At 65.6% G+C, this 20,211-nt stretch carries 17 protein-coding genes and 1 pseudogene; 9 read left to right on the top strand and 9 right to left on the bottom strand.

Going from position 1 to position 20,211, the window contains the following annotated elements:
* The first annotated feature begins 342 nt into the window (after positions 1–342).
* Positions 343–1,494, top strand: coding sequence for a serine hydrolase domain-containing protein (locus tag ACH34W_RS40850; RefSeq protein WP_395966570.1), 1,152 nt, complete (start codon positions 343–345; stop codon positions 1,492–1,494).
* A gap of 87 nt (positions 1,495–1,581) precedes the next feature.
* Here ACH34W_RS40850 and ACH34W_RS40845 read toward each other — a convergent pair whose 3' ends face one another.
* Complete coding sequence (locus tag ACH34W_RS40845; protein WP_395966569.1) at positions 1,582–2,793, bottom strand: CynX/NimT family MFS transporter; 1,212 nt, start codon at positions 2,791–2,793, stop codon at positions 1,582–1,584.
* A complete protein-coding gene (locus ACH34W_RS40840) occupies positions 2,790–3,485 on the bottom strand; it encodes a FadR/GntR family transcriptional regulator (RefSeq protein WP_395966568.1) in 696 nt (231 codons plus the stop codon). The genes ACH34W_RS40845 and ACH34W_RS40840 overlap by 4 nt, the downstream gene beginning before the upstream one ends.
* Before the next feature lie 273 nt (positions 3,486–3,758).
* Here ACH34W_RS40840 and ACH34W_RS40835 point away from each other — a divergent pair, with 273 nt between their 5' ends.
* From ACH34W_RS40835 to ACH34W_RS40820, 4 genes are all read left to right on the top strand, one after another.
* Entirely contained in the window at positions 3,759–5,372 is a 1,614-nt protein-coding gene (locus ACH34W_RS40835) for a hypothetical protein (protein WP_395966567.1), read from the top strand.
* Positions 5,373–5,531: 159 nt separating this feature from the next.
* Positions 5,532–6,431, top strand: a complete 900-nt coding sequence (locus ACH34W_RS40830; RefSeq protein WP_395966566.1) for a hypothetical protein — start codon at positions 5,532–5,534, stop codon at positions 6,429–6,431.
* 248 nt (positions 6,432–6,679) lie between these two features.
* A complete protein-coding gene (locus ACH34W_RS40825) occupies positions 6,680–6,955 on the top strand; it encodes a hypothetical protein (RefSeq protein WP_395966565.1) in 276 nt (91 codons plus the stop codon).
* Between the two features lie 349 nt (positions 6,956–7,304).
* Positions 7,305–7,472, top strand: a complete 168-nt coding sequence (locus ACH34W_RS40820) for a hypothetical protein (protein WP_395966564.1) — start codon at positions 7,305–7,307, stop codon at positions 7,470–7,472.
* Between the two features lie 1,089 nt (positions 7,473–8,561).
* Here the strand turns inward: ACH34W_RS40820 and ACH34W_RS40815 are convergent.
* Positions 8,562–9,866, bottom strand: a complete 1,305-nt coding sequence (locus ACH34W_RS40815) for a helix-turn-helix domain-containing protein (protein ID WP_395966562.1) — start codon at positions 9,864–9,866, stop codon at positions 8,562–8,564.
* Positions 9,867–10,487: 621 nt separating this feature from the next.
* Positions 10,488–11,201: a hypothetical protein gene (locus ACH34W_RS40810; RefSeq protein ID WP_395966561.1), complete on the bottom strand. Its 714-nt coding sequence runs from the start codon at positions 11,199–11,201 to the stop codon at positions 10,488–10,490.
* Between the two features lie 181 nt (positions 11,202–11,382).
* Between ACH34W_RS40810 and ACH34W_RS40805 the strand changes: the two genes are divergently transcribed.
* A complete protein-coding gene (locus ACH34W_RS40805; RefSeq protein ID WP_395966560.1) occupies positions 11,383–11,952 on the top strand; it encodes a GNAT family N-acetyltransferase in 570 nt (189 codons plus the stop codon).
* On the opposite strand, the gene ACH34W_RS40800 is transcribed toward ACH34W_RS40805, so the two are convergent.
* Entirely contained in the window at positions 11,907–13,565 is a 1,659-nt protein-coding gene (locus tag ACH34W_RS40800; RefSeq protein ID WP_395966559.1) for a hypothetical protein, read from the bottom strand. The genes ACH34W_RS40805 and ACH34W_RS40800 overlap by 46 nt on opposite strands.
* Positions 13,566–13,923: 358 nt before the next feature.
* Between ACH34W_RS40800 and ACH34W_RS40795 the strand changes: the two genes are divergently transcribed.
* On the top strand, positions 13,924–14,388 hold the full coding sequence (locus tag ACH34W_RS40795) for an ATP-binding protein (protein ID WP_395966558.1): 465 nt from the start codon (positions 13,924–13,926) through the stop codon (positions 14,386–14,388).
* Between the two features lie 560 nt (positions 14,389–14,948).
* Here ACH34W_RS40795 and ACH34W_RS40790 read toward each other — a convergent pair.
* Complete coding sequence (locus tag ACH34W_RS40790; protein ID WP_395966557.1) at positions 14,949–15,089, bottom strand: hypothetical protein; 141 nt, start codon at positions 15,087–15,089, stop codon at positions 14,949–14,951.
* Positions 15,090–15,604: 515 nt separating this feature from the next.
* On the opposite strand from ACH34W_RS40790, the gene ACH34W_RS40785 reads away from it, so the two are divergent.
* A complete protein-coding gene (locus ACH34W_RS40785) occupies positions 15,605–16,231 on the top strand; it encodes a DUF1361 domain-containing protein (protein ID WP_395966556.1) in 627 nt (208 codons plus the stop codon).
* Between the two features lie 306 nt (positions 16,232–16,537).
* Here ACH34W_RS40785 and ACH34W_RS40780 read toward each other — a convergent pair.
* Positions 16,538–17,309 (bottom strand): annotated as a pseudogene (locus ACH34W_RS40780) (transposase family protein).
* Between the two features lie 211 nt (positions 17,310–17,520).
* Between ACH34W_RS40780 and ACH34W_RS40775 the strand changes: the two are divergent.
* Complete coding sequence (locus tag ACH34W_RS40775) at positions 17,521–18,003, top strand: pentapeptide repeat-containing protein (RefSeq protein ID WP_395966555.1); 483 nt, start codon at positions 17,521–17,523, stop codon at positions 18,001–18,003.
* A 222-nt stretch (positions 18,004–18,225) separates the two neighbouring features.
* Here the strand turns inward: ACH34W_RS40775 and ACH34W_RS40770 are convergent, their stop codons facing one another.
* Positions 18,226–19,344 carry a sensor histidine kinase gene (locus tag ACH34W_RS40770; protein ID WP_395966554.1) on the bottom strand — a complete coding sequence of 373 codons (1,119 nt, stop codon included), beginning with the start codon at positions 19,342–19,344 and terminating at the stop codon, positions 18,226–18,228.
* Positions 19,341–20,003: a response regulator transcription factor gene (locus ACH34W_RS40765; protein ID WP_395966553.1), complete on the bottom strand. Its 663-nt coding sequence runs from the start codon at positions 20,001–20,003 to the stop codon at positions 19,341–19,343. The genes ACH34W_RS40770 and ACH34W_RS40765 overlap by 4 nt, the downstream gene beginning before the upstream one ends.
* Positions 20,004–20,211 lie beyond the last annotated feature (208 nt).

Genomic DNA, 20,211 nt, shown 5'->3' with positions numbered 1-20,211 from the left:
CACCTCCGCGTCCTGGTTAGGAGCCTGCAGAGATTTGTCTTGCGGATTCTGCACGTGGTGTCCCTGCAAGCTGAGTCCGGCGCGAGTCTTGACATGAGGACTACCGTCTCCGGCCTCCACGGGCAACCCAGCGCCGGTCGCCGAACGCCGGGCGGCGGACGCCTGGCGCCTGGCGCCTGGCGCCTGGCGCCTGGCGCTTGCAAAGGGTCACTGCAAAAGGGGCACTGCAAAGGGTCCCTGGCGGGAGGGACCTGCGGTTCACTCGGCTGAGGGACGACGCTGGAGGATGATCTCCGTAGCGTTCCGGGAATGAGAACAGCCCTCAATTCCCCCGGTGCCAGAATGGCCGTGGTCGCGTTCGCCACGACTGGCGTTATCAGTGCGTGCGGCAACGGCGGTGGCAACGGCGGGCACGATGCCGCCCTCCAGCGTGCCGATCGCCCGACCGCGGCGGCGACGGATGAACGCACCGATCCGCTCATCCAGAGCTTCCTGAATGACACTTTGCCGAAAGGGCCCGGCGGCACGGTCGTCGCAGCCCGGGACGGCAAGCTCGTGCATTGCAAAGGCTTCGGCCTCGCCGACCGCGAAAAGAAAATCCCAGCACGCTGCGATACCACGTACGACATCATGTCGATCACCAAGCAGTTCACCGCTGCCGCGATCATGAAGCTGGAGATGGCGGGCAAGCTGCGCGTGACCGATCCGATGAGCAGATTTGTCGGCCCGGTGCCCGCGGACAAGCGAAGGATCACGCTGCATCACCTGCTGACGCACACGGCGGGGTTCAACGATGCAACCGGCGGCGACGACTACGAGCCGGCCTCGCGCGACGGCATGCTGGACGTCGCGCTGAAGTCCAGGCTTCAGTTTGCGCCGGGCACCAAATGGTCCTACTCCAACATGGGATACAGCGTCCTGGCGGCGATCATCGAGAAGGTCTCGGGCGTCGGTTATGAACGCTTCCTCGCCGAGCATCTGTTCGCGCCGTCAGGAATGACGCGGACCGGGTACGTGCTGCCGCGGTGGGATCGTGACCAGGTCGCGGTGGAGTACGACGAGCGCGGCAAGCCTCAGGGCAAGCCGTTCGACCACCCCTGGGCCGCCGACGGGCCGTACTGGTTCCTGCGCGGCAACGGCGGCATGCTGTCCACGCCGAACGACATGTTCCGCTGGCATCGCGCACTTGAGGGCGACAAGGTCCTTTCCGCCGACGCCAAGCGCAAGATGTTCAAGCCCCACGTGGCCATCGGAGAACGACACGGCTACAAGTTCCACTACGGATATGGCTGGGGAGTAATCCGTTCCGGCGACCAGCACATCATTGAGCACGACGGCGGCAACGACTGGTCGTACGGCGAATTCGCCCGATTCCCCGACCACCGGACGATGGTCTTCTGGATCAGCAACCACACCACCATGAAAGGAAAATGGAACCTCCAGGACCTGCTCACGGAGCTGACCCTCGGAATCGAGAAACGCACCCGCCGCTGAACCACAAGCCGAGCCCACGCAGGCCGCCGCCGGCATGGTCGCGGCGGCCTCGTCAGCAAGGGCACGCTCCCTCCCGCCGGTGTGGGTTCACGAAGGTGATTTGTCGGCGAGCTGGATGTTGCGTCCGGCGCCGAAGCCCGCGGCCGCCATGGCGAAGCACAGGCCGGTCAGCATGAGGAGCGGAAGGCCCCAGCCACCGGTGTGGTCGTGCAGGACGCCGGGGAGCAGGGGGCCGGCGGCGGCCACGAGGTAACCGATGGCCTGGGCCATGCCCGCGAGGGCAGAGGCCTGCGCCGGGCCTCCGGCGCGCCGGCTCTGGAAGGTCATGGCCAGCACGAGGCAGGCACCGCCGCCGAGGCCGAGCAGCGTGCAGGCGAGGAAGGACATCCCCGGCGCTGCCAGGAGGACGACGAAGCCCGCAGCGACGACGACCGACGCGGCCGCGGCCGTCCACCGCTGGTCGTCGTGCCCACGTGAGAGCAAGGGCACGACGCTGCCGGCCAGCAAGGCGACCACTTGGTAGAAGAACAGCATCCATCCGGCGGCGGATGCGGAGGTGCCCTGATCGGCCAGGATGCTCGGCAGCCAGGTTATGACCGAGTAGAAGGCGAGCGACTGGAGCCCCATGAAGAAGGTGACCTGCCAGGCAAGCCAGGAACGCCACGGAGTCTCGCTTCTGCGTGCGGCGGGCGCCGGGCGGCCGGCATCCCCGCGCATGCGGGGTATCCAGACGAGCAATCCAGGGACCGCCAGGACCAAGGCCCAGGCAAGGGATGTGCGCCATCCTCCAGGCAGGGCATTAGCGAGCGGCACGGATACGCCGGAGGAGACGGCGGCGATGAGCCCCATGACGGTGACGTACAAGGCGCTGACGGTCCCGATGCGGTGGGTGGGCACGGACCGCCGCACTACGGCCGGCAGGAGAACGTTTCCGCACGCGATGGCCGCCGACAACACCACGGTTCCCGCGAACAGGCACACCAAGGAGGGAAGCGATCTCAGCACGGTCCCCGCGGCCAGGACGGCCAGCGACAGGACGAGCAGGCGGGAGGCACCCAGACGGTGTGACATCCGTCCGACCAGCGGAGACGTCGCGGCGAACGTAAGAAGGGGAAGGGTGCTGAGCAGTCCGGCGCCGCCGGAGGCCAGACCGGTCTCGTCTTCGATGGCGGGCAGGAGCGCACCCACTCCGGTGAGCGTGGCCCGCAGATTCGCCGCCACGAGCACGATCGCGACCAGCAACCCGACGGAGACGGCCCGGCTGTCCTTCGCGGTCTCGGTGAGTTCCTGGGAACTCATACCTCTCCCCGCGCAGCGGTATGACGCGTGACCTGCACCACCGAGGCGGCCATGGATCGCGCGCCCGTCTCGTCTCGGGCTTCAACGGCGTCCACGAGTTGTGCGTGAAGACGAGCGTGTTCGGCCGCCGCCTCGGCATTCCAGGTCAGCGCGCCGAGGGCGGAGGTGAGCGCGCTTCCTAGGTATTCGTAGACCTCAGTGAGGAGTTCGTTGCCGCTGGCACGGACGAGCGCGCGGTGGAAGTCGCCGTCCACAGCCGCGATCGTTTCCATGTCCCCGGTACGGTCGGCCTCTTCGGCACAGCCAAGCAGCCGACGCAGTTCGGCCAGGTCATGCGACGTGCGGCGGACGGCGGCCAGACCTGCCGCGTACTCCTCGAGAATCGCGCGCAGCTCGAAGACGTCCTCGCTGGGGGCAGAAGTCGCGCGCCGGACCAGCACGGACTCCAGCTCGTTGGACGCGCGGACATAGGTGCCATCCCCGGCCCGCGCCTCAAGCAATCCCAGATGAACGAGCGCGCGGAGGGCCTCGCGCAGCGTGTTCCGGCTGACCTGCAACTCCTGGACAAGAACGCTCTCCGGCGGGATCCGTGTCCCGACCGGCCACCGGCCGGCCGCGATGTGAGCACGCAGGCTGCTCACCAGCTGGGCCGACAAGGACACCGCCCGATGCGGCGCCTCCAAGCCTTCCATCCGTAGAACCTCCAAATGTAGGACATCTGGCCCACCATGCTGGAACCTCACTGGAGGAATTGTCAAGACGGCGTGTTGGTAGGAGTCGTGCAACCAGGTAACACGCGTTTGAGTTCGCCTAGTTCAGCGGTGCCTTATTGATCGGTGGGGAGCTGGCTGACGGCGTCTTCGAGGTCGGCGTGGGGTGGTTCTCCGCACAACCTCCAGGCGTCTCTCCCGCATCAAGTCTCATCCCCGGTGCAACGTCTCAACCGAGCACTAGAGTGCTCCGCCATGGATGATCATTTCCCCCCGGAGGAGGACCTTCTGGTCCTGCCGGACTCGCTGCGAGAAGACCTGCACTCGCGTCGCGGTGGCGCACGGCCCCTAGCGACCGGCGTCACCGACAGGTCGGTGGGCGCCATCGACCCCAATGACAGGGTCGGCGCCGGTGCGGCCGATACCCTCGCGAGGCTGATCAAGGAGCATCGCGGCACCATCAAGTCGGCGCTGTCCCACCGCAAGAGCGATGCGGCGATGGTCGCGCAGGCGCGCGCCTATCTCGACGGCGCGGACGACCCGGCCGGGGCCGCGGCGATCCTGTCGGTCGTCGATCGAGTGCGCCAGGGGTACGACACCGCGCGGATCTTCACCGACGGCTGGGTCGTGGAACGCGGGCCCGCCTTCGCCGCCTGCGCGCTCGCGGAGCTGGCCTCGATCGCCTCGTCGACCGAGCTGAGCCCCCTTGACGACCTCCGGCTGGTCGACTCCGTGAGCCTCCGGCGCGTCCGGGGCCTGCTGGCCTTTGGGAGCGACGCAGAGTACGAGCGGGCGGTGGAACGGCTGTCCGCCCACCGCCGGACGCGGGCGCAGCGGCTGGTCGCCTCGTACCTGGCCCCGACCCGGCATGACTGGGTCGATGAGTGCTGCGTCGAGCCGCCCGACGACGAATGGGGCAGTGAGCGCGCCTACCGCGATCTGCTGTGGGCCTCGATCGGCACGCCGCGGCACCTGGAGCTGCTCGGCGAATGGCGCTTGGAGGACTCTGACTTCGGGGCGTACTCGTTCGGCCTGCGCGCGACGATGGCCGACGGCGTCGGCCCCGCCATCGCTCCTGTGCTGGTCAGCGCGTGGGACCGGATCAAGGTCTACAAGCTCTGGCTGGAGCCGCTGGTCGAGCTGATCTCGCTGCTGCCCAGCGACGAGGCGTTCGAACTGCTCCTGGAACGCTACGACCGCGAGCACGCTCGCAAGCATCTGCGCGCGGCGATGGAACGCTTCCCGGTACGCGCCGTCCGGGTGTTGTCCAAGGTGGCCGGGAGCGACTCGACCAGTGCCCTCCTCGCCGCCGGTCTGCTGCACCTGCAGCTCAAGGCCCACCCCGAACTGGCGGGACCGTCCACCCGGCCCCGCGTCCCAGACGCACCCGCCAGCCAGGTGCCGGCGGTGCTGACCGAGCCGGGCAGGGCCACCCGGCTTCCCGATTACGCCGACCCGGACGGCCTACCTCAGGTGTTGATCGCGGACACCGGGCTCGCCCTGCCCGAGGCGGCGACCAAGCGACTCGTCGCGCTGGCGAAGAAGCCGGATGAGCGGCTGGAGGCCGTCCGGGACGCCTGCGACCGGCGCTCGCTCGCCGACCTCGGCTGGGCGCTGTTCCTGCACGGTGACCCGTGGGCGCTGCCCGCCCTCGGGTGGCTCGGCGACGACCGTACGGCTCGCGACCTGGCCGCCCTGATCCCCGGCTGGGCGGACCGGGGCGCCCGGGCCCGCGCGGTGAAGGCGGTCGACGCGATCGCGAGGATCGGCACTCCGTGCGCACGGGAACTGCTCGACGAACTCGGCGAGACGAGCCCGCATAACGCGGTCAGCACGGCGGCCCGGCAGCGAACCCGGGAATTCGCATAGGTACAGGCCCCACTGCCTGGGTTGTGGTGGGACGCTGGATGTGCTCTGGGCGGGCTAGGAGCGCGGATGACCAAGACCAACCTGTATGCCGCGATCGGGCGGGACGCGCGGCATGAGGGCATGGGTGTCCACCTCGACTGACCAATATCATCGGCCGCCATGTCGACGCTCTCCCGGTTTGCCCGTTCCGTCCGCCATGCGCCCACGTTTTTGTCTCTCGTCCCCGCCCTGCTCGCGTTGGTCGTGGTCGTGCTGGCGTTCACGGATATCTTCAGGTACTGGGACGACGTGGCCTCGTACCGGTCTTCACCACCCGAGCCAGCGCCCTTGCCGCGCCCGCTGCCGTCGCCGAGCCGCCAGCCGAGCCCAGGCCCCTCGTCCACACTGAAGGGACTGCCGCCGGACGCGATCACAAGCTGGTCCGGGAGCCCGACCCAGGGCATGGGCATTCATGCGGTTGCCGTCGACTCGGGATGGACCACCAGCGGTGCCGCTGCGCTGATGCTCACCGGCTTCGCGCTGGCGGCCGTCTGGCTGGTCCGCCGCCGGGCGTACGGGACCGCGGCGCTGGTCTCCGCGCTTCCGCTGCTCGTCCATGTCGCCGCGACCGTGACCTGGTCGATGAGGTCGTTCAGTGGCAGATCCTGGGACAGGATCGGGTATCTCGCCACCAGGCCGTATGTGGAAATGACCGAAGGTCCGCAGCGCTGGCTCGCGCTGGCGACGATCGTCGCTGGCGCGGTGAACACGGTGTACCTGACCCTGCGGATCCGCGGCCGGGTGGCCGTCCGTGGCGTGCTGGCCGCACAGGTGGCGCTCGGTGCCGGGACGCGGCTCGCCTCCTCGGGGCTGGCGATCGTGATGGCCGGTGCGATCCTGACCGCCGGGCTGACCGTGGGCGGCCCGTTCCACCTCGGTGTGGCGCCGGTGCTGCTGGTCGCGAACCTCTACCTGCTGTGGGCCAGCTCGGGCTCACGCGCGTTCGACCGGCGGCTGACCGCGGGGAGGGGCACCGGATCTGCACCCTGCGAACGCCCGGGCCACCGGCTTGTGGCCTAGCCGTGCCCGAACGAGCGCGGACCCAGCTGCCGCCAGACGTGGAACTCGTCGCTCAGTTGCGTGCCGGTGACGAGGCCGCTTTCGCGAGCTGCGATGCTCGTCCTCGATATCGTCTGATTCGGCCGCCATGACCCGGCGCTCCACACCTACCTGCGCGACGCGCTCTACCGGATCGTCACCGACTCCCTCGCCCAGATCGGCGTCCCCTGCGCAGCTGCCACCACGAGGACCGAGGCGACGCCGTCCTGGTGATCACACCCGCCCACGTCAGCGTCGAACCGTTGCTGGGGCACTGGATCCACCAACTGCGCGCGGCACTGCGCCAGTACAACCGGATCTCCGCAGCCACCGCGCAACTGCGCCTGCGTGCCGCCATCCACGCCGGCTTCGTCAAGGCCGACCCCTACGGCGTCGGCGGCCGCGCCGTCCTCCACCTCTTCCGGCTCCTGGACGCCCCCACCTTCAAGACCGCCCTCGAAAACAACAACCACGCCGACCTAGGCTTGATCACTCCGACTACCTGAAACAGGAGGTCGTCCGCGACGGCCCCGGCCTGATCGACCGGGCCGCCTTCACCGCCATCAGCGTCAACGCCAAAGAAACCCGCGGCCGAGCATGGGTCTGCCTGCCTCCACCCCCCCGCTGGCATCAGCAAGCCACCAGCCGCGCCCGCCGTCATCTGCGCACCATCCCAAGCCCGCACGGCCCGCGGCCCGCGCAGCCGTGACCTGCACAGAGGCACAGGACACCGGCAATAGGGGTGTTATTGATGGGCCTGTCACAGGCCCATGGCTGTGAACCCGCTAGACCCGGCGGTGGGTATAACCCTTGCCGACAGCCGGGGGCGATGCGCGGCGCGAAGGGGGCGCGGCGATGCAGTGGCTGAAGATACGGCCGAAGGTGTCAGATGTGGTGGCGACGGTGCTGGCGCTTGGGGTGCTGGCCGCCGTATGGGGTGCGGTGCAGTGGGCGCCGGATGGCGCGCTGCGGTGGCTGCTGGCCGGTGCGGCGGTGCTCGGTGCGGCGGTGCTGGTGATGTAGGGGCTGCTGGGGCCGGGCTCGAGGTGGCTGGCGGGCGAGCGCGTCGAGCTGACGACCGCCGAGCACGCCAAGCTGACAGTGGCCCAGAGGGTGGCAGCGGTCAGTAACGCCCGGTCAGCCCTGATGCAATCGGTGACCGGCCTGGTAGTGATCGTAGGCGTGGCGTTCACCGCGCCGGGCTGCTGTACACCGGCCGCACCCTGGAGACCACCCAGCAGGATCAGATCACTGACCGCTACAGCAAGGCCATCCCCTGTTCCAGCTCAGGCTGAACCCCGCCCTCGTCCGGTACATCCGCGAGCACACGCAGCGGTAGGTGCGCGGCCCGCCTAGGCGCGTACGCCTGAACAACCGGCGAAGCACCTCACTGGACACCGAACGGTGAGGTGCTTCGAAACCGAAGAGGCGGTCCGGTACACGCGAATAATGGAGAGTGGACAAATGTTGTAGCTTGCTATCATCTGTCACGAGCCGTGAACTGCACCTCGCCTGTACTGGGGGTAGCTCGTGCCGGATGACCAAGAACCGCTACCGGTTCCCGAGGACATCAAATTCGACTATCAAGGCGCTACTGAGCGAGCACATCACTACAACTGCTCGGCGGGTCGCGGACGGCCAACGATTCAAGCTATCCGACGTGTACGGGCAAGAGTTGGCGCGAGGAGCGAGACAATACCATCCGCTACTTCGTTAAGCATATCTCATGCCGACTGGCTGACGATAAAGTCCAGGTGCCGAGTGCGTTCATCCGATTCCTTGATCGGACGACGGCAGCACCTCAAGGGCTATCACTGGACCTATCCCTGCGGCTTGACATCGTCGCGATGGAGCATCATCTCGCAGATGTCCACAGCATTTCAGGTGGTTCGCTATGGATGGGTGGATCACAATGCCAGTACAGTCAGAGTCAACGCAATATCCTGGAGTTGTGGAGCCACATCGGATTTGGCACGTTGCGTGCGAGCTACCATATTGACTTTCAGGGAACGCGCTACCGCTCGAATCTCAAGCGCAATAGAATAAGGATCGGCGCGGAGTACAACATTGACCCTCGGACGATCACCGAGTGGTGTCGGACATGCAATCCGTCTACGGATGATTCCTGAACTCGGTGGCCCATGCCGGAAGAGCAATATCCTCCAAGGATTCCTCAAAGTCACGCAGTCCGAGATCAAGCAACAGCAGCGTGATCCAGTCCCGAGTCAACCTATCCAGATCCTCAATGGTGCGACCCTTGGATCGAGCGCGCGGGAAGTAACCTCTTGGAGGGTGCTCGGTGCTGTCTCGGGGGTAGTCACCCAGGTTGAGCACCGATGTTACGCGGTAGTCTTTGGCTGGCTGAATCCAACCCCGATATAGGCGCAGGTCGCTTGGCTCAGCTGCATCCATAGATTCTGCAACGGCCACGCAGACGCTCGTAATTGTCAACAGTCCGGCAAGCACCGCATGGTAGAGGTCGCTCAAGCCGATCGGCACAACCTTGGCCGATTGATCGTAATAGCGCAGGCCAAGCAGCAGCGAGAGTTCGCGGCCCGCCAGGCTGAGGTACGCCGCCGCCGTAACAGGCACGTCACCAGCGGTGAAAACTTTCCCGCCCATAGGGGCGTGCAGCTTGAACCAGGTGGATGTCGCCTCACTTATCCGCCACCCGAGCGGAGACGCTTCCTGCTGCGGAGCCAGACCCCATACCTTGCTAGGGATCGGGGACCGGTCGAGAGTGTCGATCACTGCCTTCCTAGCTGCTGAGCCGAGCCAGGGCTGTTCCAACGCCCTGTAGGGCAAGGTAAGTCCACCCTCAAAACGCAAGGTGGCGATCTCTCGCGGTTCCTCCTCCGCCCAGAGCGGAAAGCTGTCCGGAATATTCGGCCGGGCACGGTCATCCATCTCGAACTGTAGATCTTGATACGCCGCAGTGTCGCGGGCAACCAGATCAATGATGCGTTGGCGGTCAACGGCGACGTTCTGGCCAGGAACCCGATACCTAATCTCGCCGTTAACCACCACGGGATGAGGAACGGCATCTGCATCGACGCGCAGAACGACGATGAGCTTCTCGGTGTTTGGAATCCTGACCGGAATGACCTCCGGTAGCGCAGTTGGCATCAGGCTACGCATCTGGGTAACCAGGGCATCCGGCTCCCGCTTGGAAACTCCGACAAAGCGATCCTCGCCTGAATGCTCTTCGGACACTCCTACAAGCACAATGCCGCCGTCTGCGTTGGACAGCGCCTGCACCGCTTTGACCACGTTATGACCGCTGCGCTCGCGCTTGAGCTCCAGTGTCAGTGACTCCGTAAGCAGGTCGGCCTGTTCCGCATCCAGCACAAAGTCACGCACCATGTCGTAGGTGATCTGATCGACCGGTGCATCGTAGAGACTTGGGCTGACGAGCATGCGGCTAGCGTAGCCCTACCCGGAGCGACGAGGCACCCCGTTATCTGTACTGCGGGCTGGGAGGCCGTCACCGGGCTGGCGCCACAGCCGTCCCGGGGTGATCCGCCAACCCAAAGCGGCCAAGACGCAGTCCTCGCGCCGCGCGATTTTGGAAGTTGCGACGACCCGTTGAATATTTGAATCCCCCCACCACTTAGGCTATAAATACGCTCATCACTATCATCTATACAATAGAGGGGATTCATATGGGAGAACAACAACCAGGCACGCAACCACCAACGCCAGCGGAAGGGGCGGAACCCAAGGCGACCCCGGTCGTCTTTGCTCCACGCATCGACCCGGCTTTGCGGGGGCAGGTCGAAGGATTACGACAAATCACTGGCCAAACCATCAACGAGGTAGGCGAAGAAGCACTGCAAACGCTGGGTGGCTGGCAAACTCGCCGACGAGGAGCTCTGCGCTCAAGCCATGGCCAGCCTCGAGGAAGAGGAACGCCGCTTGCAAGAACGGCGTGAGGGCATTGCGAAAGTGCTGGGGACGACAGCCATTGCTCCTGGTGAGAAGTCAGAGAGAGGCACGGGCCAAGGCAGTCGACAACGGGAGGCTAAGGAGTAGTCCCGATCACTCGTTCTCCTGATCAGGCGACGTCTCCAGACGCCGCATCAATGCTCGAAGATCTGCTTGCATCTTCCCGAGGTCGCCTTGAATCTCGCGAAGCGTCTCGACTCCTTCGTGAATGCCCTTGGACCATACGGGGTGCCAGCCGTACAGCACACTAATATCGATGTCTTGTCGCATGGGTTCCACAGCACCGTGCGGACCGTCGGCATATACCGCCACCGAGTAGATCATCTCGAGCGAGGATTCGAATCGATCGGGGCCGAAGTCAAAGAGCAGCTCGAACCGACGCTTCGGCGGGAGCATCGGAATCCCGTCTTTCAGGATCTTGGCGTCTGCCACCGGCAGGTTAAACTGGCGGGCGCTACGGAGCGGTGGATCAAAGTCGAAACGAACATTGCGAGCAACCGTCGTGCCGATATTCTCGATGACCAGGATCAAGAATCCGCGTGCGGTATACGAAGCTTCAACGTCGACGACGACATACGGCTCGCTCTGTTCCTTGCGGATCTTCTCAGCAAGCTCAAGCTGCCGCTGTCCGAGCGTCACCTGCTCCCGCGCGGCGACTACCTGTTCGTTCGCAGCATCCGCCGAGCGGAGGGCCGAGACTGCTGAATCTGAAGCAGTGTGGGCTTGTTGCCGCGAATAGGCGGCAGCCATGATGGCCACAATCACAGCAACGACTGCGACAATCAACGCGCCTGCATCAACGCCCACCTTAGAGCCTCCTGACCACACCCCGAGTCGCCTTCGCGGTCAAGTCTTCCAGGTTGATCCCTGGTGCTGGCGGGATTCGCGCAGCGGATTGCCTTCGCGGCTGCCGGAGGCGAGCGCGGCCCGCCAAACTCCTTTCCCGCCGTCCCTCCCGCCGACGACACAAGCGGGCGAAGATAGCCCCATGACTGACGACCGCCAGGACCTCGTGCTCACTCACCACGCCAGCGAGGCGGCCCGTCCTCTGCTGGATGCCCTGTGCGAGGTCTACGCCGATGCTTACGGCGTCGAGCCGCTTGCGGAGAAGACGAGCGCCTTCCGTGGACGCGCCGAACGAGGCCTGGGGTACGCCGGCTTTGAGCTGGTCACGGCTTGGGCAGGTGGTGCGCTGGTGGGGTTCGCCTTCGGCTACTCGATCCCCGAGGGCAACACCCGCTGGTGGCAGGGTCTCCAGCCCGAGCCGCCCGCAGGCTTCACGGTCGAGACCGGGACGCGCACCTTCATCCTGACGGAGATCGAGATTCGCCAGTCCTGGCAGAGCCAAGGGATCGGCAAGCGAATCCATGACGAGCTGCTGTCCGGCCGCCTGGAGGAGCGTGCCACGCTGGCGACCAACCCCACCGCCGCCAAGGCCCAAGCCCTGTACGAGGCGTGGGGGTGGGAGCGGATCGGCCAGCGGCCCGGCATGTCGACCGACTACTTCGACGCTTACGACTTGTTCTTGCGCTCGCTCGGCAAGGAGCGGCCGCGGTAGAGCCTGAGCGTCTCATCAAGCTCGGTCACTGCCCTGACGCCACGGTGCCTGCGGTGCAGATCGTCACGCACCGCGACGATGCGCTGGTCGATGCGCCGGGATTTGTGGACAGCCGTCATCCGTACCACCTCTCCTATGATGCGGCAGGCTTCGTCGAGGTCGCCTTGGTAGATGAGCGCTTCGCTCTGGAAGCTGAGTCTCATGGCATGGTCATGGACATTGACGCGGTCGATCGAGCCGAGCGACTGCGCCATGGTGTCGAGCGCTTCCCTGGCCCTGCCCCGGGCGATCGCACAGCGCCCCTTGTTACCCCAGTAGAACGACTCGTCGTAGAAGTGCCACCAGTTGGCCACCGAGTTCCTCGGCGGGATCTTGGCAAGCGCGGTGCGTTCGTTATCGAGCGCTTCGTCGCAGGCATCCCACTCGCTGTCGGCAGCGTAGGCGCGGGCGGCAACATCGCTGGCGTAAGCCAGCGCGTTGGGGCTGCCTGACTTCTTGGCCCAGACCTCGGCTGCGACTGCGTGGTCGATGCCGACGCGCGGCCTGCCCTGCCAAGTCGCCAGATGACTCATCGTGCAGAGGATGTACGTCACCAACTCGACATTGTGGGCATCGTGCGCCGCAGTACGGGCCTGCTCGTAGTAGTGCTGGGCGGCCTGGTAGTCGCCGAGGTTGAACAGCAACCAACCCGCGAGCTGCGTCAGCTCGGCATAGACCGACTGCATGTGACCGAGAAGATCATCGGGCGGGCCGCCAGCCAGGATGCTCTGGAGCACGCTGCGCTCGGCCATGACCGATTGCAGGGTGACCTGCGGGCCGAGCAGTTCACCCTCACGGCGGCAGACGTGCACCATCCGCTCGGCGTGCGCGATGGTGGCGGCATCGAGCCTGCCGGGGTCAGCCAAGACGCCGGCGATGCGCGCTCGTTCATCAGGATCGAGCTGGTCAAATATTGGGGCGGCAGCGGCCACTGCAAAGGCACCACTCAGTCCGAACAGCAGCTGCCGTCGGTCACGGTCGGGGATGAAACGTTCGGCCCACATCGTCAGTATCTTCGCCACTTCGTTGACATCGCTCTGGTGCAGCTCCTGGATGAGCGTCTCGGCGGCGTGCAGCGGCAGGTTCACCGAGCCAACCAGCGAGGGTGACCGGCCAAGCGGAACCGCCAGTACCGCGGCAGGCTCTTGATCAGTAACCACCGCTCCTCCGACAACGGCCGGAGTCGTGTCGGGAGTTGTCTGCCGGGCTTTGTATACCTCGTCAAGGTTTCGGTAGTCGGCGCAGTCGACCGATAGATCGGCCACGCTGCACTCGTAGATCTGAGCCAAACGACCGAGCACGACGAGCGACGGCTGGTGCCCTGTGCTACTGGGCCACTGCTCCCAATAGGAGATGTGCTTCAGTGTGCGCGGTTCATCGGGCCAACGCTCATTCCAGGTATCAGCGACGTCTCGCTGGCTCATGCCGTGCACAAGGCGAAGTGCCACGCGGGCATTCACCCGGTAACGCTCCCGAAATACCGCAGCGATTTCCGGCCACGTCTTGCCTTTGGCTCGAAGCTGCGCGCTCAGCGCTGCCTGTTCCCGCTTCGCGCTCGACGATCGCTCACGCATGCTTGCCCTCCGGGGCCTGTCCGCCTAAGCCATTGACCTCCCCGTTTAGCACATTACCCCGGGGGCCAGGGCCCAAATGGCCCGCTGGCGGGCCTTCCGCGAGGTTCCCCGTCAAACCGGGAACCCACCTGGCCAAAATCACGGTCTGTCAGGGTTCCGTGACCTAGCGCACCCATGGAAAAGTCTGTGTCGCCTGCCACAAACCGCCGCTGACCAGCGACATTGGGAGGGTTATCGCTGGTCAGCGGTCCATACCGCAGGGCCGATGCCGTGGCGAGTCTCTCCCCCGGGACGCCGCGCGAGCCAGGCTCCGGCGTCGGCCCTGCTTCCAACCCCACAGAGCGATTGGTCACCGCACATGGACACCTGGCCGCATCAAAGCACGTTGCCTCTTGCCGCCCTGCCGAACGCTTCCTACTGGGCCAGGCGGCACACTGAAGATGTATTGGCCAAGTGGAGTCTTGAGCCACTCGTCACGAATGCCAAGTTGGTCATAACTGAATTCGTGACGAATGCTGTCAAGCAAACGGGCACACTCGACGTGACCGCGCAACAGGAGTACGCGTCGCATCCCCAGAGTGTTTCCTACCAGCAACTTGCCTACGTGGCCACGGTGCGACTGCGGTTGTCGTTTGGCGGGGGAAAGTTGCTGATCGAGGTCTGGGATGAGAGCGAGGAACCGCCAGTTGAGCGTTTGCCTGATTTCGTCTCAGAGGACGGGCGTGGCTTGTATTTGGTGAGTGCCTTCTGTGAGCAATGGGGCTGGTACCCGGCTGAAAGCGGCGGAAAGGTCGTGTGGGCGGAGTTGACCGGTCATAGCTGAGGGCAGCAGCGACGAGATGTCATTGCAGGAAGAGGAGGTGAACGGCATGCGGGGCGTTAGTTGGGTGTGAGAAACGCAGGTGGTTCTCAAGGGTGGGGCCTTGGGCTCGCTGCGGGGTGCGTCGGCCGACGATTGCTTTGGTGCGGATGGCGTTCACGAACATAAGTAAAGGTGACACTAGACGTTGATTTCAAATGAGAATTGCTGTATATATCGCCGGGTTATATGAATGCTGGAGAGGGAAAACCGTTCCAGAACCCCTCTTAGCACCTAAGCAGGCGCTTGCTTTTTCTGAGCCAGGAGCGGAAGCGCTCACGGTGGAGCACTGGGAGTTGTTAAGGCAGGTGGCCAGTGGCCTTGCGGCTGGAATGGTTGTGGAGAGCCGCTCGCGGCCCTGCTTGGCTCGAAGGCGGTCCCAGAGCCAACGGAGGACGCCAGCAACGCACCGATCTACTACCGGCGCGCCATCCCAAGGGAGGCAACGCCGCCAGCGGAGCTAGACGATCTCGCAACGTCTCTACTCGGCGACACTGATCCCGTACACGGAGCTGATTCCATCCTCAGCTGACTTGGTGGTGAAGGGTGAGAACGGTCTGAACGAGGGTGGTCAGGCGGCTGGGTGAGCAGCGGGCCTTGCGCAGGATGCGCCATTGCTTGAGCGCGGCGGGGCCCCGTTCGCTCAGGGCTCGGACCGCAACCACGCTGCGACCAGCAAGATCAAGATAGAATCAGCGCACTGGAGCGCCTGGGGACGGCGGGGTACGTCCAGCGGCTCACCGCCGCACCATCCGGGAAGCCAGGGAGGCCGTCCTCGCCGGTTTACGACGTTCTTCGACTGCCTCCCCGGCGCCTCTGAGCCCCCGCTGGGGGATGGCCCCTCAGTCTCTGCGTCAAGCCGCACGATTCTGTGGCGACAACCAAGGGAGTGGCTGGACTAACCCTGACCAGCAGGAACACGCCCTCCAGGGGGCAACTGCGGATTCTGCCTAAAACGCGGCGGGGTGCAAGTCCCCTCACCGGACGACCGAGTGAGGAACCTCTACAGAACGTGATAGGCGGGGCCGCCTGCTCGCCGCGCCGGGGATTGGCGGGTGCGCTCTCGGTGCGTTCCCGCAACATGGTCAGAATCAGCCCCTCGTGCACAATGAAGGCCATGGGTCTGTTGGAACAGATGGCACCGAATTTGGGCGGCGTTATTCGTCGGGACGCCTGGTGGATGGGGTGGAACACCTTGCTGGCCTGGGTTCCGGTGGCCCTGGCATGGGGGCTGTTCCGAGGTGGCGCCGACCGGTCCGTGTCGCGGTCGCCCCTATGGTGGGCAGGGCTGGTGCTGTTCGTGCTATTTCTGCCAAACGCCCCGTACGTGGTGACCGACCTGTTCCATCTTCCCTACGACTTGTGGCCGGCAGATCACGATGGTCCGGTGGTGACCGCAGTCCTACCGGTCTACGCGGCGTTCATCGGGTCGGGCTTGCTGGCCTACTATCTGGCGCTGGCAGGGGTACGCCGCTACCTCGGCCGGATCGGGCTGGGAGTGTGGCAGGGCCGGGTCACTGTGGCGGCGCACGCCCTCTGTGCCGTCGGGATCTTCCTTGGACGGTCGGCCCATCTCAACAGTTGGGAACTGGTCATCGATCCGCACGGCACGTTCGAGGGGATCGTGCTGCACCTGACCTGGCGTTGGGCACCGGCCCTAGTCCTGGCCACCTTCCTGGTCACCTGGACAGGCCACTTCATGACCAAAGCAATCGCTGAAGCCGCTCGGGACGCCATCCTGCAAGGCGCCCGCCGCCTGCACATGACCCCCACGCACGGACGCTCACCAGAGAGCCCTGAGTCTTGATCGTGCCGAATACGTGCCCATGTCACTGGTCAGGGATCACGGGCACAGTGAGTTTTGCCAGGTGAAGCAGGGTGCGTACCCCGCCGAGCGCCGTTCACTGAAAAGCGGAAGATCGGCGGTTCGACCCCGCCCCTGCCCACCTGTCTAAACAGCCACCAAGGCCCCGGAGCAATTTGCTCCGGGGCCTTGAGCGTCTTCTATCTTGATCTTGCTGGTCGCAGGCTGGTTGCGGCCCGCGCGGCGTGATCGACAACAGAGAAATCCTGGTAGGTCGAGCTTTGCGACCACCTTGAGCTGATTCCATCCTCATCCGGCCTGGTGGTGCAGGGTGAGGATGGCTTGGACGATGGTGGTCATGCGGCTGGGTGAGCAGCGGGCCTTGCGCAGGATGTGCCACTGCTTGAGGGTGGCGGCGCCGCGTTCGCCCACGGCGCGGACCTTGGTGTGGTGCCGGTTGAACAGCTTCTTGCGTCTGCCCAGCTTGCGGGCGCTTTTTGCGTTTGTAGGGGGTGCCGATCGCGCCACCCGCCCCGACGTAGCCCTTGTCGGCGTAACCGGCGATGGCCCGTGCGGTCAGCCCGGCGACGATGCCGTGCTCGCGTGCTGCGGTCAGGTCGTGGGTCGAGCCGGGCAGCGCTGGTGACGCCCAGATCAGCTCGCCGTGCGGGCCGGTGAGGAACTGGATGTTCACCCCGTGGCGGCGATGCTTGCCCGGGTAGTACAGCCGGTCGTTGGTACCCGACAGCCGGTCGATCGGCGCGAGTGTCCCGTCCAGGATGACGTACGCCTTACGTTGTGCGATCCGCAGCGCTTCACGCAGGTCAGGGGCTAGTTCGGCAAGCAGTTCCACGACCTCGGTGACGTAGCGGTGCGCGGTGGCGGCACCGACGCCGAACGCGGCGGCCAGGCCGGCGAAGGTCTCGTTGCGGCGCAGGTGCACCAGCACCAGCAGCGCCTGCCGCTCGGGCGTCACCCGCCGCCATCTCGACCCGAGCCTTCGGCGGTGCCGCCGGATGAGACCGGCCACAAACGTGCGGGCCGAGCGAGACAGATCGAGGGCAGCGCGATAGAACAGCAACGGAGCTCCTGGTGTTCGTGATCTTGGCAGACCTCGATCTACCAGGAGCTCTCTCATTCTCGATCACGCCGCGCGGCATGCAACCAGGCTGTGACCAGCAAGATCAGGATGGAATTACCTCACGAAACAAACCGCGGCCCCTGGCAGGGGCGCGGTTCGAAGATCACAAATCTGGCTCGGACAACTCGGCTCGAGCCGGGCGGAGGTGCAAATGGGCGGCATCTACGCACTCGAGCGCCTGATGGCCGACTCAGACCGCGCCCAGGACACCCGTACCATCACCGAGGTCCTGTCGGCCTGCATCCGCGGCCACGCCCAAGACAAACCACCGACCGGTGCGGACAAGACCCGGCTGGCCGTCGATGCTCAAGCGGCTCTGTCGGTCCTTGGCCGAGCCAAGCTGCCCGATGACGTCTGGGTCGACTTCCTCGCTGTCGACTTTCACGGGAAGAACCTGAACAGCGCGTCCCTGGCGAACGCGGACCTGCGCGACGCGGACCTGCGCTACGCGAACCTGCGCGAAGCGAGCCTGGTTGGCGCGAACCTGCACGGAGCTGACCTGTCCCTTGCGGATCTGACCGACTCCATCCTGATTGGCGCGGATCTGACCGGCGCGGATCTGCGTGGTGTCACCGGGAGATCGGAGGAGCAGTTGCGAAACGCGGCCGAGACCGACAGCAACACCCAGTTCTAACGCTGCCGCTGCCCGGCAACGGTGGGATCCGTTGCCGACTTGCGTGCAGGACAGTAACCGGCGGACGGGCACCTCGGCAGCACCAGGCAGCCCCGGCGCGTGATGAGCGATCACGGCCTCGGCCAGCTGCAACTTCTCGGTGCTGGGCACGTCGGTCAGCCGCGCCTCGGGCAGGTAGCGAGATAGGCACAAAGGCCGCAGGTTCCGCGTCGTTATCCATCTTTATGTGCGGGTTGGGTGAGATGGGTGTGTGAACCGTACGGTGATGGTCAGGCCACCTTTGGGGCTTGCGCTGGTGGTGAGGGTGGCGTGGTGAGCTCGGGTGACGGCGTTGACGATGGCTAGGCCGAGGCCGTAGCCGTCGCGGCAGTTGTTACGGTCGGGCGCCAGTCTCTGGAACGGTTGGAAGAGGCGCTGGATCTGGTCCTCGGGGATGACTGGGCCGGTGTTGGTGATTGTGAGGGTCGCCCGCGTGCCGCTGGTCTGAGTGGTGATCTGTACGTGCCCCTTTGGGTGGTTGTGGCGGATGGCGTTGTCGATGAGGTTGGCGATGAGGCTTTCGATCAGTCTCGGGTCCCCGGCCGTCACCGCGGGGGTTAGGCGTTCGGCGAGGTCGATTCCTTTTTCTTTTGCTTGGTCGCGACGGGAGGCGAGCGCCCCTTGCACGACTTGGGCAAGGTCGAGGGTGTCGCAGCGGGTGAGGCCGCGCTCGCTGGTGGCCAGGGCGAGCAGTGCTTGAACGAGCCGTTCCTGGTATTCGCCGAGGGCAAGGGCCTCCTGGCAGGCCGAGCGCAGGGTGTCGGCGTCGGCGTCGGGGTCAGCGAGGGTGACTTCGAGGAGGGTGCGCAGGCCGGCGAGGGGAGTGCGCAGTTCGTGGGAGGCGTTGGCGACGAAGTGTCGTTGGGCGTCGAAGGATGCTTGGAGGCGAGCGAAGAGGTCGTCGAGGATGTAGCCCAGTTCGGTCAGCTCGTCGGCGGGTTCGCCGAGGTCGAGCCGCTGGTGGAGGTTTCCGGCGGAGATGGCCCTGGCTGTGGTGGTGATGGCCCGTAGAGGCCTGAGGAAGCGGCCGGCGACGAACCAGCCTGCGGCGAGGGCTATGGGGATGAGGACGGCGAGCGCGACGGCGGAGCCAGCAAGGAGTTGGTGCGGGCCGATTCCCTGACCAGTGCCGGTGATCGTGCCTGGCGCTGAGGTGTGGGCGGGAACGGTTGACTGCATGCCGACGAGCGGGATCGTGACGACGGCGAGGACCACGATCCCGGCGGCGTAGATGCCTGCGGCATAGAAGAGCGCGAGCCGGGCCTGAAGGGACCGTTTGGGGAACGGCCGGGAGTCGGTCATGGTGATCCGATTCGGTAGCCGCCTTCGCGGATGGTCTCGATCACTGGCGGGTCGCCGAGTTTGGTCCGTAGCCGGTGCATGGTGTGCTTGACCGCAGACGTGAAGGGGTCGGCCGCTTCGTCCCAAACTCGTTCGAGTAGTTCCTCGGCGGGCAGGACCACGCCAGGTGAGGCCAGCAGGCATTCAAGGAGCGCGAACTCCTTCGGGCTGAGCTCGAGACGCCGACCGGCACGGAACGCCACCCGGCGAGCCGGGTCCAGGGTGATGTCCTCGCAGGAGAGGGTGGGGGGAAGCGGAGGGGTGGCCCGGCGTGCCAGTGCCCGGACACGGGCGACGAGTTCGGCGAAGGCGAACGGCTTGGGCAGGTAGTCGTCCGCGCCGAGACTGAGCCCGTCGACGCGGTCTTCGATCGTGCCGGCTGCGGTCAGCATCAGCACGCGGCTTTCGGAGCGGTCGTTGGCGAGTCCCCGGCAGATGTCGTCGCCACCGACGCCGGGCAGATCCCGGTCGAGGATCACCACGTCATAGCGGGTGACGGCCAAGCGGTCGAGGGCGTCGATTCCGTCCAGGACGACGTCGACGGCCATGCCCTCCCTGCGCAGCCCGGCGCCGATCGAGCGGGCCAGCACCTCAAAGTCCTCGACCACCAGGACCCTCACTGCACATCACCGTCTGTCGTGCGTGGAAGGCGGCGGGGCGGGCCGTCGGTTCGAGGTGCCATGCACTCAACGATGCCAGGCCGCAGGTTTCAACCACGTCGCAGGTTTCAACCGCGTCGCAGGTTTCAACCACGTCGCAGCGGCTGAGACCGGGCGGGAACCAGGCGGCATGTACAACAGCCCGCATGAGATCACACCGACACGGCTG

Source organism: Actinomadura sp. 6N118 (assembly GCF_044326415.1).
GTDB lineage: Bacteria > Actinomycetota > Actinomycetes > Streptosporangiales > Streptosporangiaceae > Spirillospora.
The sequence above is the reverse complement of the archived record's forward strand: the minus strand, read 5'-3'. Positions and strand labels throughout refer to the sequence as shown.